Origin of the sequence: Streptomyces sp. bgisy159, from assembly GCF_965341775.1 — a bacterium.
In the GTDB taxonomy this organism is placed as follows: domain Bacteria; phylum Actinomycetota; class Actinomycetes; order Streptomycetales; family Streptomycetaceae; genus Streptomyces.
On sequence record NZ_CBDQZH010000011.1, the window covers coordinates 50,155 to 62,609 of the forward strand.

A 12,455-nucleotide genomic window follows, 5' to 3' on the forward strand; every position below is an offset into this window, starting at 1 on the left:
CACCGCGGCCTGCCCTCCGGGCCGCGCCGGGCCGCGCCGGGCCGCGCCGGGCCGCGCCGGGCCGCGCCGGGCCGCGCCGGTCCGGGCCGCGCCGCGCCGGGCCGGAGGTCAGAGGGCCAGCGGTCAGAGGGCGATGGCGGGCCGGAGGCCGGAGGTCAGAGGTTGCCGAGGGGTTCGATGTCGACCCTGACCGGGGTGCCCCAGACCCGCAGCACCTCGTAGTCCGTGAACTCGTGCACCAGCCGGTACGCCATCGCCGGCCGCGATCCGCGGCGCAGCGCCGCCAGGTACAGCTCGGCCTCGTGACGGTCGCGGCGCGGGGTGCCGCACAGCTGCCACTCCTGGCCGTTCCACAGCTCCGGCAGCCAGCGCTGCTGGGGCTGCGGGCGGTCGGCGCGGACGCCGTAGCGGGACGGCGCCGGGTCGGTGTGGTCCCGGGGGAGCGGCTGGGGCGCGGGGCCGGCGTACTCGGCGCGACGGGCGGCGCGCCGCCGGGTCTCGCAGAGCAGGCACAGGTCGGGGGCGCTCTCGTCGACCGGCCCGTTGGGGTGCTCGGCGCACCGGGTGGTCCGCGCGGCCGTGCCGACACTCTCGTCCAGGAGGTCGAGGGCACGCCGCAGATCGGCCTTCACCTCGTGCAACGCGGCGTCCGTGGTGTCGGCGGTCAGGGCCTCGCCGTGCTCCCCGAGAAGGCGCAGGGCACGGCCCAGAGCGTTCAGCTGGGCGTGATTCACCCTCCTACCGTCGCACACGCCCGGGTCCGGCCGCGTCGCCGCCGGAGACATCGCTCGCCGGGACGGCCTCCGCCGCCGGCCGGTCGCCCCCGGTCGCGGCCGGGGCCCGCAGCCGGGATTCGGGGATGCCCGCCAGGTAGGTCGCGGCGAACCCGGTCGTGTAGGCGGTCAGGAGACCGCCCGCGTAGACCGCCGCCGTGACGGTGAGGCTCGCGGTGCCGGACAGGAGGGGGAAGAGGGCCCAGCCGGACGGGCCGATGGCGGTGGCGCCGACCTGGTCGCCGAGGGTCGCGAAGAAGCCGACGAAGGCTCCGCCGGCCGCGCCGCCCGCGCAGGCGGTCACGAAGGGGCGCCCCAGGGGCAGGGACACGCCGTAGATGAGCGGTTCGCCGACGCCGAGGAGACCGGCGGGCAGCGCCGAGCGGATGGTGGCGCGCAGCGAGGCGTCGTGTCGCAGCCGTACGTACACCGCGCAGGCCGCGCCGACCTGGCCGGCCCCGGCCATCGCGAGGACCGGCAGGAGCACCGTGTACCCCTGCTGTTCGATGAGGGTGGCGTGCAGCGGGATCAGCGCCTGGTGCAGGCCGAGCATCACCAGCGGCAGGAACAGCCCGCCGAGAACCAGACCGGCGAGCGCCCCGGTGGTGGTCAGCAGCCAGGTCGCCGCGGTGCCGATGGCGGAGGAGACCGCGCCGGCCGCGTACATCAGCCCGTACAGGGTGGCGAGGCCGGCGACCAGGACGGTCACGGTCGGCGTGAGCAGGACGTCCAGCGTCGCCGGGAACCGGCCCCGGCACGCCTTCTCCACGTACGTCCCCAGCAGCGCGGCGGCCAGCGCCCCGAGCACCCCGCCCTGGCCGGGGGAGAGGGCCACACCGAACGCGGTGACCTTCGCGACCCCCGGGTACACGACGACCGCCGCGACCGCGCCGCCCAGCACCGGCGTCCCGCCGAACTCCTTCGCCGTGTTCACGCCGACGAACACCGCGATCAGCGCCATGAACGCGGACGACACGGCGGTCAGGGCGGGCGTCAGGCCGGTCAGCCGGCCGGTGTTGACCAGCAGCCCGTTCAGCCCGGCGAGGACGCCGCAGCCGATCAGCGCGGGGATGAGCGGCACGAAGACGGCGGCGAGGCGGCGCAGCGCCCGTTTGACCGGGGTGGCGTTGCGCCGCCGGGCGGCCTCCCTCAGCTCGGCGCCCCGCGAGGCCAGCCCGTCGGCGACCGTGGGCGGGACCGCGGTCGTCTCCCCGGCGGCGTCGGCAGGGCCGGCGGCGTCGGGGACATGGGCAGGGCCGGCGGCGTCGGGGACGTGGGCAGGGCCGGTGGCGTCGGCGATGCCTGCCGCCGCCCGGACCAGTCCCTCGAACTCCGCGGTCACCCGCCCGACGACCCCCGGCCCCAGCACGACCTGGCATCCGTCGGCAGCCGTCACCAGGCCCAGGACACCCGGGACCGCCCGCACCGCCTCCGTGTCCACCCGTGCCGGGTCGGTGAGGGTGAGCCGCAGGCGGGTCACGCAGTGGGCGACGGAGGTGATGTTGGCGGGGCCGCCGACCAGGGGGAGGAGGGCGGCGGCCGTGTGGCGGGGGTCGGTGCGCATGCCCCGAGCGTGCGGCTCAGCGGCGGGCGGCGGCCAGCGCGGCGCGCAGATGGCCGCCGGACTCCTCCAGAAGGCGGGCGGCGGCGGGTCCGTCCACACCGGCGAGGACGACCAGGATCGCGTTCTTCACCTCGCCCCCGGCGGCGTGGAGCGCGGCCTCGGCCTCCGCGTCCCCGGCGCCCGTGGCGAGGGCGACGATCCGCCGGGAGCGGGCGCGCAGCTTCTCGTTGGACGCCCGCACGTCGACCATCAGGTTCCCGTACGTCTTGCCCAGGCGGATCATCGTGATCGTCGACAGCATGTTGAGCACCAGCTTCTGCGCGGTGCCGGCCTTCAGCCGCGTCGACCCGGTGATCAGCTCGGGCCCGACGACCACCTCGATGCCGTACGCGGCGGCCGCCGCCAGCGCGCTCCCCGGGTTGCACACCACCCCGACGGTCAGCGCCCCGGCCGCCCGGGCGTGCTCGACGGCCCCGACGGCGTACGGGGTGCGGCCGGAGGCGGAGACACCGACCACGGTGTCGGCGGGGGTCAGACCGAGCGCGTCCAGGTCGCTCACCGCCAGCTCCCGGGAGTCCTCGGCGCCCTCCACCGAGCTGACCACGGCCTCGGGCCCGCCGGCGATCAGCCCCACGACCTGCCCGGGCGCGGTGTCGAAGGTGGGCGGGCACTCCGAGGCGTCCAGTACGCCGAGCCGCCCGGCGGTCCCGGCACCCGCGTAGACGAGCCGCCCGCCGCGCGCCATCCGCTCGGCGATGGCGTCGACGGCGGCGGCGATGGCGGGCAGCTGGGTCGCCACGGCGGCCGGTACGGCGGAGTCCTCGCCGTTCATCAGGCGGGCGATGTCGAGGGTGGGCAGCCGGTCGATGTCGGCGAGGTCGGCGCGGAACGCCTCGGTCGGCAGGGCGGACAGCTGGGCGAGGAGATCGCCGCCGTCGCTGCCGGCGCCCCCGGCAGACCGGGCGAGGCTCGGGGTGCTGGGGGTGCTGGGGGTGCTGGAGGTGTCTGGGCTGTCGGTGTCGGTGGTGTCGGTGGTGTCGGCGGTGTCGGGGCGGCGCGCGGAGGATGCAGTCATGACGGGGTGGCTCTTTCGGTGCGAGGGCGGTCGGTCCGGCTCACCCGGTCCTACCGGTGCCGGTGCGCCAGCGCCTCGTACGACGCGGCCAGGGCGGGTGCGGCCGACTCGTACGTCCGCTGCGCCACGCCCACGAACAGGCAGTCCACCACCAGCAGCTGGCCGGTGCGGGACGACATCGCGGCCGGCCGCAGCTCGCTCTCCCGGGCCGTGGACGTGGTCAGCACGAGGTCCGCGTACTGGGTGACCGCTCCCTCGGGCCGCCCGGTGATGACGACGGTGGTGGCCCCGCCCTCGAAGGCCACCCGCAGCGGTTCGATGACGTCGCCGGTGGCGCCCGAGTGGGTGATCGCGACCGCGGCGTCGCCCTCGCGCAGCTGCACGGCGTTGGTGACCGCGAGGTGCGGATCGCTGTGCGCGTGCGCGACCAGCCCGATCCGCAGCAGCTTCTGCGCCAGGTCCTGGGCGACCAGCCCGGACGCCCCGACCCCGTACACGTCGGTGCGCCGCGCCCCGGCGACGGCGGCGACGGCCGCGCCGAGCTGTGCGGTGTCGAGCCCGGCGGCGGTGTCGGCGAGGGTGCGCTGCTCGTCGAGGGCGAGCTTGGCGACGACGTCGGCGAGCGGGTCGTCCACGGCGATGTCGGTGGTGATGGCGGGTGCCCGCCCCGACCGCTGCTGGGCGGCGAGGCCGGCGAGCGCCAGCCGCAGATCGCGGTAGCCCGGATAGCCGAGGAGGCGGGCGGTGCGCACGACGGTGGCCTCGCTGGTGCCGGTGCGCTCGGCGAGGCCCGTGACGGTCAGGGCGGCGCACCCGGCCGGATCACCCGCGACGGCCTCGGCGACGCGCCGCATGGAGCGGGTCATGGTGGGGGCGAGCGTGCGCACCTTGGCGGTCAGTGCGGCGGGGGCGAAAGTTTCCTTCGCGTCCTGGGTCACGTACTGAAAGTTATTTTCATGTCGAGGAGGCCGTCAAGAGTGCGCACAATGGGGGCATGGAAGCCCCGAAGACCCCCCTGAGCCCCCTGGAACAGGCGCTGCACGCGGCGCGCGCCCTCGTGCTGGCCGACCTCATGGCGGGGCGGGTCGCGGACGCCGACGTGGTGTCGCTGGTGGAGGAGTCCCTCGTGCAGCGGCGCTGGTGGGTGGAGCAGTGGCCGGACGGGGCGGCGTACGTGACCGGCCTGGTGGCGCAGGACGTGCAGGACGCCCTGCTGGAGCGGTACGGCCGCTGGCCGCTGTGCCCGGTGTGCGGCTCGGGCGACCCGCACGCGCTCGACGTCGAGCCGGAACTGGGCACCGACCCGCACTGGGTGTGTTCCGAGGCGGGCGTGAAGGTGGCGCCGGTGGGCTCGCTCGCCCTGGCGACGGGCGACGGGGCGGCGTCCTCGTGAGGCGCCGGTGACCCTCTACATCGATCCCCCGACCTGGCCGGGCCACGGCCGGCTCTGGTCCCACCTCGTCAGCGACGCGTCGTACGAGGAACTGCACGCCTTCGCCGAACGGCTGGGCGTGCCGCGCCGGGCGTTCGAGCGGGACCACTACGACCTGCCCGCGCACCGCTACGCCGACGCGGTGGCGGCCGGCGCGGTCGAGATCGGTTCGAAGGAACTGGTCCGCAGGCTCACCGAGGCGGGCCTGCGGCGTCCCAAGTACGCGGGCCGTCCCGTCTGACGGCACGGTCGGCAGGGGTGGCAGGGACCCTCGCGCTGCCCGGACCTGCCGACCCGGATCAGCCGCGGCGGACGAACAACCGCGGCTCGGCCGGCGCCTCCCCCCGCGGCTCCCGCGCCGCGCGGTCCGTCTCCAGCGGTGCCGGGGTGAAGCCCGCCCGGCCGGCCACCCGCTGCGAGGCCGGGTTGTCGTCGTCGATCACCGCGCCCAGGGCCTGTACGTCGTCGCGGGCCAGCGCCCACTCCGCCAGGGTGCGCAGCGCCTCTGTGGCGTAGCCGTGGCCGCGGGCCGGCTCGACGAGGTCGTAGCCGACCTCCACGCGGCCCTCCTCGTCGGGACGCCCGTGGAAGCCGATGCTGCCGACCGCGCGGTCGTCGTCCCGACGTACGACGACGAAGACCCCGAACTCCGGCTGGTGGACGCCCGACCCGTACGCCTTGAGGAGCAGCCCGGCGGCGTCCCGCGCACCGGGAAGGGGTGCGCCGCCCAGCCAGGTGAAGCCGCCGTCGCCGCCCGCCCGGAGGTCGGCGGCGGCCGCCGGGGTCAGGCCCTCCAGGGTGAGCCGGTCGGTCGGCAGTACCAGGTTGTTGTGCCAGCGCCACTCGGTGACCGGCGCCCGGCCGGGCAGGTCGCCGCGCCCGGTGGCCCACAGCAGGGCCGGCCAGGGTGCGGCGGCCGGGCGTACCCGGGGGAAGATCCGGGTCAGCACGCCCTCGCACAGCCCGGCGGGCGGCTCGTAGGGCACGCCCAGGCCCTCGGCGATGTCGTGGGTGTGCAGCAGCACCTCCGCGACGCCCATCGCGGCGAACCCCTCGCGGTTCGCGCTGCGGAACGGGTACGGGTGGAAGGCGCGGGCGGAGCGGGGCGTGGCGCGGAGGGTCGCCGCGAGCAGGGCCCCGCCCACCGCGATGACGTCCACGACGTCGGCGTTGCCGGTGCCGTCGTCGGGGGCGACGCGGAAGGGAACGCGGGCGGGGGCCCGGGCGGCCAGCCGGCCGGCATAGGTGAAGAGGTCGGCCGCGATGTGCTCGGCGGACTCCCGGCAGCTCCACTCCACCCGGCCGGCCCGGGTGCCCGCCCAGTCCCGGGCGGTCACCGTCCGCAGCAGCCCCGTGCAGCTCGCGACGGCCGCTTCCACCTGGTCCCCGCCCCATGTCTCCATGGGGGGCAGCGTAGGCGCCGGGCGGGCTCAGTTCGACAGCAGTTCCAGCTCCGCGCCGATGTTGTAGCGGGCGGTCGCCTCCCAGTGCTCCACGCCGTAGGGCGTCCTGAACAGCCTTGGCAGCTCCAGCAGTTGACGCAGTACGGCGGAGCGGCCCGCGCGGAAGGCGTCGTTCGGCACGAAGTGGTACTCCTCGCGCACGGCCGCGGTGTAGGCGGCGTACGCGGAGGGCGGGGCGGCGAGGATCGCGAGGTCGGCGTCGCACAGGACCTGGCCGTCGCGGTCCTCGTCGGCCGGGTCGTGGCCGACGGTCAGCCGTACCAGCCGGGCCACCTCGGCGGTCTTCGCCGCGGACACCCCGGCCTCGGGCAGGGCGCGTTCGGCGAGCCGGGCCGAGCGCTCCTCGTTCTCGGAGCGGTCGGGCAGGTAGACGGCGTCGTGGAACCAGGCGGCGAGACGCACCACGTCGGGGTCGGCGGCGTACGGCTCCAGGGTGTCGACGTGGTCGAGCACGGCGGTCAGGTGGGCGAGCGTGTGGTAGCGGCGCTGGGGCTCCCGCCAGCGGGCCAGGAGGTTGTCCGCGTAGGGGGCTGGGTCCGGCGCGTCGGGGCCGGCCGGGGCACGGGTGGCTTCCAGGGCCCGGGCGAAGCGGCCGCGCAGGGCGTCGTCCGGCGGGGCGAGGGCGGGGTCGTCTGCCATACGGCCATTGTGGCGGCGCCGGCCGGTCCTGGCGGTCCTCGCCCTGGCCGGGCGGCGGGCAGCGTACTCTTTGAATTGGACTAGACCTGTAGTCGCTCCAGACCGATGGAACGCTCCAGACCGATGGAAGGGGTCCTATGAGCTCGCGTGCAGTCCTGGAGGTGATCGCCCTCGACATCGAGGACGCGGTCGCCGCCCAGGCCGGAGGTGCGGACCGGCTGGAGCTGGTCACCGACATGGCCGCCGACGGGCTCACGCCGCCCCTGGCGGCCTTCGCCGGGATCCGGGCCGCCGTCGACATCGACCTGCGTGTGATGCTGCGGCTCGCGGACGGCTTCGCGGCCGGCGAGGTGGACCGGCTGGCCGAGGTCGCGCGCGAGCTGCGCCGGGAGGGCGCCGACCAGTTCGTCCTCGGCTTCCTCGACGCGGACGGCGACGTCGACCTCACGGCGGTGGAGCGGGTCGTCGCCGAACTGGACGGCTGCCGCTGGACGTTCCACCGGGCCATCGACCACGCGGCCGACCGGGACGCGGTCCGCAAGCGGCTGGACGGCGTCACCGGACTGGACACCTACCTCACGGCCGGCGCCTCCGGCGGCGTCGACGAGGGCCTGCCCACCCTCCTCGCGGAGGCGGCACGGTCCACGGAGCCCGGCTACGACCGGCAGCTCCTCGTCGGTGGCGGCCTCCGCCTCGACCACGTCCCGCACCTGCGCGCCGCCGGCCTCACCGCCTTCCACATCGGCGGCGCGGCCCGCCCGGACGGCTGGGCCGGCCCGGTGTCGGCGCGGGCGGTGGCCCAGTGGCGCGAGGCCCTGGACAGCACGGCGTAGCCGCGGATCAGTCCCGCGCGGTCTCCTCGCTCACCCACGCCAGGTAGGCGTCGCTGCCGTGGGTCACCGGTGTCGCGATGATCTCCGGGGTGTCGTAGTCGTGCACGCTCCTGAGGTGCGCCTCCAGGTCCGGGTACCGCTCGGCGGTCGTCTTGTACAGCACCCGCCACTCCTGCTCGGCCTGGACCGCACCCTGCCACCGGTAGACGCTGGTGACCGGCCCGTCGATCTGCGCGCAGGCCGCCACCCGCGCCTCCACGGCACCGCTCGCCAACGCCCGCGCCTTGTCGGCGGTGTCGGTGGTGGTCAGGACGGTCAGGTACTGGGACACGGCGTTCTCCTCCGCTGTCGGCCTGCCGGAACCGTACCCGGCGCACCGGGCGGGGCCGGTCAGCCCAACTGCTCCGGCAGCTCCGCCGCATGGGTCACGATCAGGCCCGACACGGCTCGGGTCAGGGCGACGTACAGGCGGCGCAGGCCGGTGCGTTCGTCGGGTTCGCCGTCGACGACGGCCCGGGGCTCGTCGAGGACGACGTAGTCGTACTCCAGGCCCTTGGCGAGGGAGGCCGGGACCAGGGTGAGGCGGGCGTCGGCGGTCGTCTCCTCGCCGGGAGCGAGGTACGGAGTGCCGGCGGCCGCCAGTGCCTGCGCCAGTACGGGAATCCGCGCGTCGGCGGCGATGAGGCCCACCGAGCCCTCGCGGTGCAGCAACTCCTCGCAGGCGGCGAGTACTTCGGTGTCCGAGGAGACCGGGCGCAGGGCGAAGAAGCCGGGGTTCTCCCGGACCGACGCCACCGGGGTCAGGCCCGGCGCGATGTGCGGGAGCAGCCGGGAGGCGTAGGCGATCACGTCGGTGGGGACGCGGAAACCGGCCGTCAGCTCCTCCACCACCGCGTCCGGCTTCCCCAGGTGCGCCAGCGCCTCGGTCCAGCTCCGGGTCGCCCACGGCGTGGTGCCCTGCGCCAGGTCGCCGAGGACGGTCGCGGAGCCGGTGGTGCAACGGCGGCCCACCGCCCGGTACTGCATCGGGGACAGGTCCTGCGCCTCGTCGAGCACCACGTGGCCCAGCGAGTGGGTCCGCTCCACCAGGTCCGCGGCCTCGTCGACCAGCACCGCGTCCGCCGCCGACCACTTGGCCGATCTCACCGACCGCACCGGCTTCGCCCACAGGATCGTCTTCTGCTCGTCCACGTCGAGGACCCCCGCCGCGTGCTCGGCGAGGAACTCCCCGTCCGTCAGCAGCCGCAGCACCAGCTTCGCCGGGTCGACCGGCGGCCACACCGCCTTCACGGCCGCCTTCACCGCGCTGTTGCGGGCCACCGCGTCCTGCACCCGGTCGTCCGGCGCCTCCCCGGCCCGCTCCATCTGCACCAGCACCGCGTGCGCGATCCGCTGCGGCAGCGCCTCGCGGGCGGCGCCGTAGCGGATGCCGCGGTCCAGCAACTCGCGGACGATCTCCTCCACTTCGTACGCCGGTACCCGCCAGCGCCGCGAACCGCGCACCACCACGACCGGCTCGGCCGGCATCGTCACATGGGAGTACAGGGCGCTGCGCAGCACCCGCGCCATCCGGGCGTCGCCCTTGACCAGCGCCGCCGCCGCGTCGTCGGTGCCCCGCACCTCGACGCGGGCCACCAGGTCGTCGACGGTCGCCTGCCGGACCGCCAGCTCGCCGAGCGCGGGCAGCACCTGCTCGATGTAGTGCAGGAAGGACCGGTTCGGCCCGATGACCAGGGTGCCGGTGCGGGCCAGCCGCTCCCGGTGGGCGTACAGCAGATACGCCACCCGGTGCAGACCGACGGCGGTCTTCCCGGTGCCGGGGCCGCCCTGCACGCACACCGTCCCCGACAGCCCGGACCGCACGATCTCGTCCTGCTCGGGCTGGATGGTGGCCACGATGTCCCGCATCGGGCCGACACGCGGCCGCTCGATCTCCCGCTGGAGCAGCTTGCTGGTGCGGGCGGCCTCGGCCGGGTCGGACAGGTGCTCGTCCTCGTACGCCGTGAGGTCGCCGCCGGTGTAGCCGAACCGGCGGCGCAGCCCCACGTCCATCGGGTCCCTCTTCGACGCGCGGTAGAACGGCTGTGAGACCGGTGCCCGCCAGTCGATCACCATCGGGTCGCCCTCGGCGTCGTGGACGTGCCGCCGCCCGATGTAGAAGCGCTCCCCCTGCGCCCCCTCGGCCCGCTCGGCGCCGGGAGCGTGCAGATAGTCCAGCCGGCCGAAGAACAGCGGGGTGTCGCTGAGATCGGCCAGCGCCTTGATCCGCTCGTCGATCTGGCGGGCCAGCACCTCGGCGTTGACCCAGTTCGCGGTCACGTCACTGATGTCGAGCGCCTCGGCGTCCTCCCGCATGGCCCGCAGCGCGGTGCGCGACGCGGCGAGGTGGGCGCGCTCACGGGAAAGAGGGCCCTCGGCGGCCTCGGCGGCCTCGGCGGATACAGGGGATACGGGGGATGCGGCGGACAACGGGCCGGACAAGGGGGTGCCTCCGGAAGGTTCTGCGGGTGCGGGTGCGGGTGCGGGTGCGGGTGCGCGGGCACGCGGTACGCGGCGGCGACGCGGATACGGTCTCGCGACCTCGGAAGCCGACCGGTTTCCGACCGGACGGCGGCACTCCGTGGGGAGGCGGGGAAGAGCGGAGATTCTAGGACCGGCATCCACCGGAACGCCAATGCTTTGCGCCCGCCCCCGGCCCCAGGTCGTACCCGCCGGCCCGATGCCCCTAGGGGACGCGGCATCCCCCGGACCGATGCCGGTCTTATGCCCGCAATCGCACCATGGAGACATGAGCGCAGCGACCTTCACCCCAGCCCCGGCCCCCGGCCGCCCGTCGGGCGCCACCCCACTGTCCGGCGCGCACCGGCACCGCCTCGGCGACGCGGTGCGCGCTGCCCGCGTCTTCGTGACCACCGCCTTCGAAGTGATCGTCCTCGGCGAGTACGCCGAAGAGGCGGGTGTGCACCGCAGGTAGCCCCGGCCGGCGTCAGCTCTCCGCGAGGAGTTCGTCCGCGTCCACGATCCGGTACGCGTACCCCTGCTCGGCCAGGAACCGCTGCCGGTGGGCGGCGAAGTCCTGGTCGATGGTGTCCCGCGCGACCACGGAGTAGAAGTGCGCCTGGTGGCCGTCGGCCTTGGGCCGCAGTACCCGGCCCAGCCGCTGGGCCTCCTCCTGCCGCGACCCGAAGGTCCCGGAGACCTGGACGGCGACCGTCGCCTCCGGCAGGTCGATGGAGAAGTTCGCCACCTTCGACACCACCAGCACGCTGATCTCCCCCTCGCGGAACGCGTCGAACAGCTTCTCCCGCTGCGCGTTCGACGTCTCCCCCTTGATCACCGGCGCGCCGAGGTGCTCGCCCAACTCGTCGAGCTGGTCGATGTACTGGCCGATGACGAGGATCTGCTGCCCGGCGAACCGCCGCACGATCGCCTCGGTCACCTTCCGCTTCGTCGCCGTCGTCGCGCAGAAGCGGTACTTCTCCTCCGCCTCGGCGGTGGCGTAGGCGAGCCGCTCGGAGTCCGTCAGGTTCACCCGCACCTCGACGCAGTCGGCGGGCGCGATGTACCCCTGCGCCTCGATCTCCTTCCACGGCGCGTCGAACCGCTTCGGCCCGATCAGCGAGAACACGTCCGACTCCCGGCCGTCCTCGCGCACCAGCGTCGCCGTCAGCCCGAGCCGCCGCCGCGCCTGGAGGTCCGCCGTGAACTTGAAGACCGGCGCGGGCAGCAGGTGCACCTCGTCGTAGACGATCAGGCCCCAGTCCCGCGAGTCGAACAGCTCCAGGTGCGGGTAGATCCCCTTCCGCCGGGTCGTCAGCACCTGGTAGGTGGCGATGGTGACCGGCCGGATCTCCTTCTTCGTGCCGCTGTACTCGCCGATCTCGTCCTCGGTCAACGAGGTCCGCCGCACCAGCTCGTGCTTCCACTGCCGGGCCGAGACGGTGTTCGTGACGAGGATCAGCGTCGTCGACTTGGCCTGCGCCATCGCGCCCGCACCGACCAGCGTCTTGCCCGCCCCGCAGGGCAGGACGACGACCCCGCTCCCGCCGTGCCAGAAGTTCTCCACGGCCTGCTTCTGGTACGGCCTGAGCGCCCAGCCGTCCTCGGCCAGCTCGATCGGGTGCGCCTCGCCGTCGACGTACCCGGCGAGGTCCTCGGCCGGCCAGCCCAGCTTCAGCAGCGTCTGCTTGATCTGCCCCCGCTCCGAGGGGTGCACCACCACGGTGTCCGGGTCGATGCGCGCCCCGACCAGCGGCGCGATCCGCTTCGAGCGCAGCACCTCCTCCAGCACCGGCCGGTCGGTGCTGGTCAGCACCAGCCCGTGCGCCGGGTGCCTGCTCAGGGTCAGCCGCCCGTACCGGTCCATCGTCTCGGCGATGTCGACCAGCAGCGCGTGCGGCACCGGGTACCTGCTGTACGACACCAGGGCGTCCACGACCTGCTCGGCGTCGTGCCCGGCCGCCCGCGCGTTCCACAGGCCCAGCGGCGTCACCCGGTAGGTGTGGATGTGCTCGGGCGCCCGCTCCAGCTCCGCGAACGGCGCGATGACCCGGCGGCACTCGTCGGCCTGCTCGTGGTCGACCTCCAGCAGCAGAGTCTTGTCGGACTGGACGATGAGAGGACCGTTCACGTACGCACATCCCTTCCGTACGGCCAAACCTCCAGTGTGCCGCACC

The 12,455-nt window shown here is 74.9% G+C and carries 13 protein-coding genes; 4 read left to right on the forward strand and 9 right to left on the reverse strand.

Annotated elements, in window-relative coordinates:
* Positions 1 to 155: 155 nt before the first annotated feature.
* Genes ACSLTV_RS13545 through ACSLTV_RS13560 form a run of 4 tightly spaced genes read right to left on the reverse strand, consistent with a single transcriptional unit; the run spans position 156 to position 4,350 of the window.
* Entirely contained in the window at positions 156 to 734 is a 579-nt protein-coding gene (locus ACSLTV_RS13545) for a hypothetical protein (RefSeq protein WP_432138823.1), read from the reverse strand.
* A gap of 4 nt (positions 735 to 738) precedes the next feature.
* A complete protein-coding gene (locus tag ACSLTV_RS13550; protein WP_435612196.1) occupies positions 739 to 2,337 on the reverse strand; it encodes a PTS transporter subunit EIIC in 1,599 nt (532 codons plus the stop codon).
* A 16-nt stretch (positions 2,338 to 2,353) separates the two neighbouring features.
* Positions 2,354 to 3,412 carry an N-acetylmuramic acid 6-phosphate etherase gene (gene murQ, locus ACSLTV_RS13555; RefSeq protein ID WP_435612197.1) on the reverse strand — a complete coding sequence of 353 codons (1,059 nt, stop codon included), beginning with the start codon at positions 3,410 to 3,412 and terminating at the stop codon, positions 2,354 to 2,356.
* A gap of 50 nt (positions 3,413 to 3,462) precedes the next feature.
* On the reverse strand, positions 3,463 to 4,350 hold the full coding sequence (locus ACSLTV_RS13560) for a MurR/RpiR family transcriptional regulator (RefSeq protein ID WP_432138820.1): 888 nt from the start codon (positions 4,348 to 4,350) through the stop codon (positions 3,463 to 3,465).
* Positions 4,351 to 4,406: 56 nt separating this feature from the next.
* Here ACSLTV_RS13560 and ACSLTV_RS13565 point away from each other — a divergent pair, with 56 nt between their 5' ends.
* A complete protein-coding gene (locus ACSLTV_RS13565; protein ID WP_432138819.1) occupies positions 4,407 to 4,805 on the forward strand; it encodes a hypothetical protein in 399 nt (132 codons plus the stop codon).
* A 7-nt stretch (positions 4,806 to 4,812) separates the two neighbouring features.
* Positions 4,813 to 5,085: a DUF4031 domain-containing protein gene (locus ACSLTV_RS13570; protein WP_432138818.1), complete on the forward strand. Its 273-nt coding sequence runs from the start codon at positions 4,813 to 4,815 to the stop codon at positions 5,083 to 5,085.
* Between the two features lie 58 nt (positions 5,086 to 5,143).
* Here the strand turns inward: ACSLTV_RS13570 and ACSLTV_RS13575 are convergent, their stop codons facing one another.
* A complete protein-coding gene (locus tag ACSLTV_RS13575) occupies positions 5,144 to 6,247 on the reverse strand; it encodes a GNAT family N-acetyltransferase (protein WP_432138817.1) in 1,104 nt (367 codons plus the stop codon).
* A 27-nt stretch (positions 6,248 to 6,274) separates the two neighbouring features.
* Positions 6,275 to 6,946 carry an HD domain-containing protein gene (locus ACSLTV_RS13580; protein ID WP_435612198.1) on the reverse strand — a complete coding sequence of 224 codons (672 nt, stop codon included), beginning with the start codon at positions 6,944 to 6,946 and terminating at the stop codon, positions 6,275 to 6,277.
* A 137-nt stretch (positions 6,947 to 7,083) separates the two neighbouring features.
* On the opposite strand from ACSLTV_RS13580, the gene ACSLTV_RS13585 reads away from it, so the two are divergent.
* Positions 7,084 to 7,779: a copper homeostasis protein CutC gene (locus ACSLTV_RS13585; RefSeq protein WP_432138815.1), complete on the forward strand. Its 696-nt coding sequence runs from the start codon at positions 7,084 to 7,086 to the stop codon at positions 7,777 to 7,779.
* A gap of 7 nt (positions 7,780 to 7,786) precedes the next feature.
* Here the strand turns inward: ACSLTV_RS13585 and cutA are convergent, their stop codons facing one another.
* On the reverse strand, positions 7,787 to 8,110 hold the full coding sequence (gene cutA, locus ACSLTV_RS13590) for a divalent-cation tolerance protein CutA (RefSeq protein ID WP_432138814.1): 324 nt from the start codon (positions 8,108 to 8,110) through the stop codon (positions 7,787 to 7,789).
* 59 nt (positions 8,111 to 8,169) lie between these two features.
* Positions 8,170 to 10,134: a HelD family protein gene (locus ACSLTV_RS13595; protein WP_435612242.1), complete on the reverse strand. Its 1,965-nt coding sequence runs from the start codon at positions 10,132 to 10,134 to the stop codon at positions 8,170 to 8,172.
* A gap of 433 nt (positions 10,135 to 10,567) precedes the next feature.
* Here ACSLTV_RS13595 and ACSLTV_RS13600 point away from each other — a divergent pair, with 433 nt between their 5' ends.
* Positions 10,568 to 10,753, forward strand: a complete 186-nt coding sequence (locus ACSLTV_RS13600; RefSeq protein ID WP_432137308.1) for a hypothetical protein — start codon at positions 10,568 to 10,570, stop codon at positions 10,751 to 10,753.
* Positions 10,754 to 10,765: 12 nt separating this feature from the next.
* Here the strand turns inward: ACSLTV_RS13600 and ACSLTV_RS13605 are convergent, their stop codons facing one another.
* The gene (locus ACSLTV_RS13605; protein ID WP_432137309.1) at positions 10,766 to 12,409 is read right to left on the reverse strand and encodes a DNA repair helicase XPB; all 1,644 of its coding nucleotides are present in this window, start codon (positions 12,407 to 12,409) and stop codon (positions 10,766 to 10,768) included.
* Positions 12,410 to 12,455 lie beyond the last annotated feature (46 nt).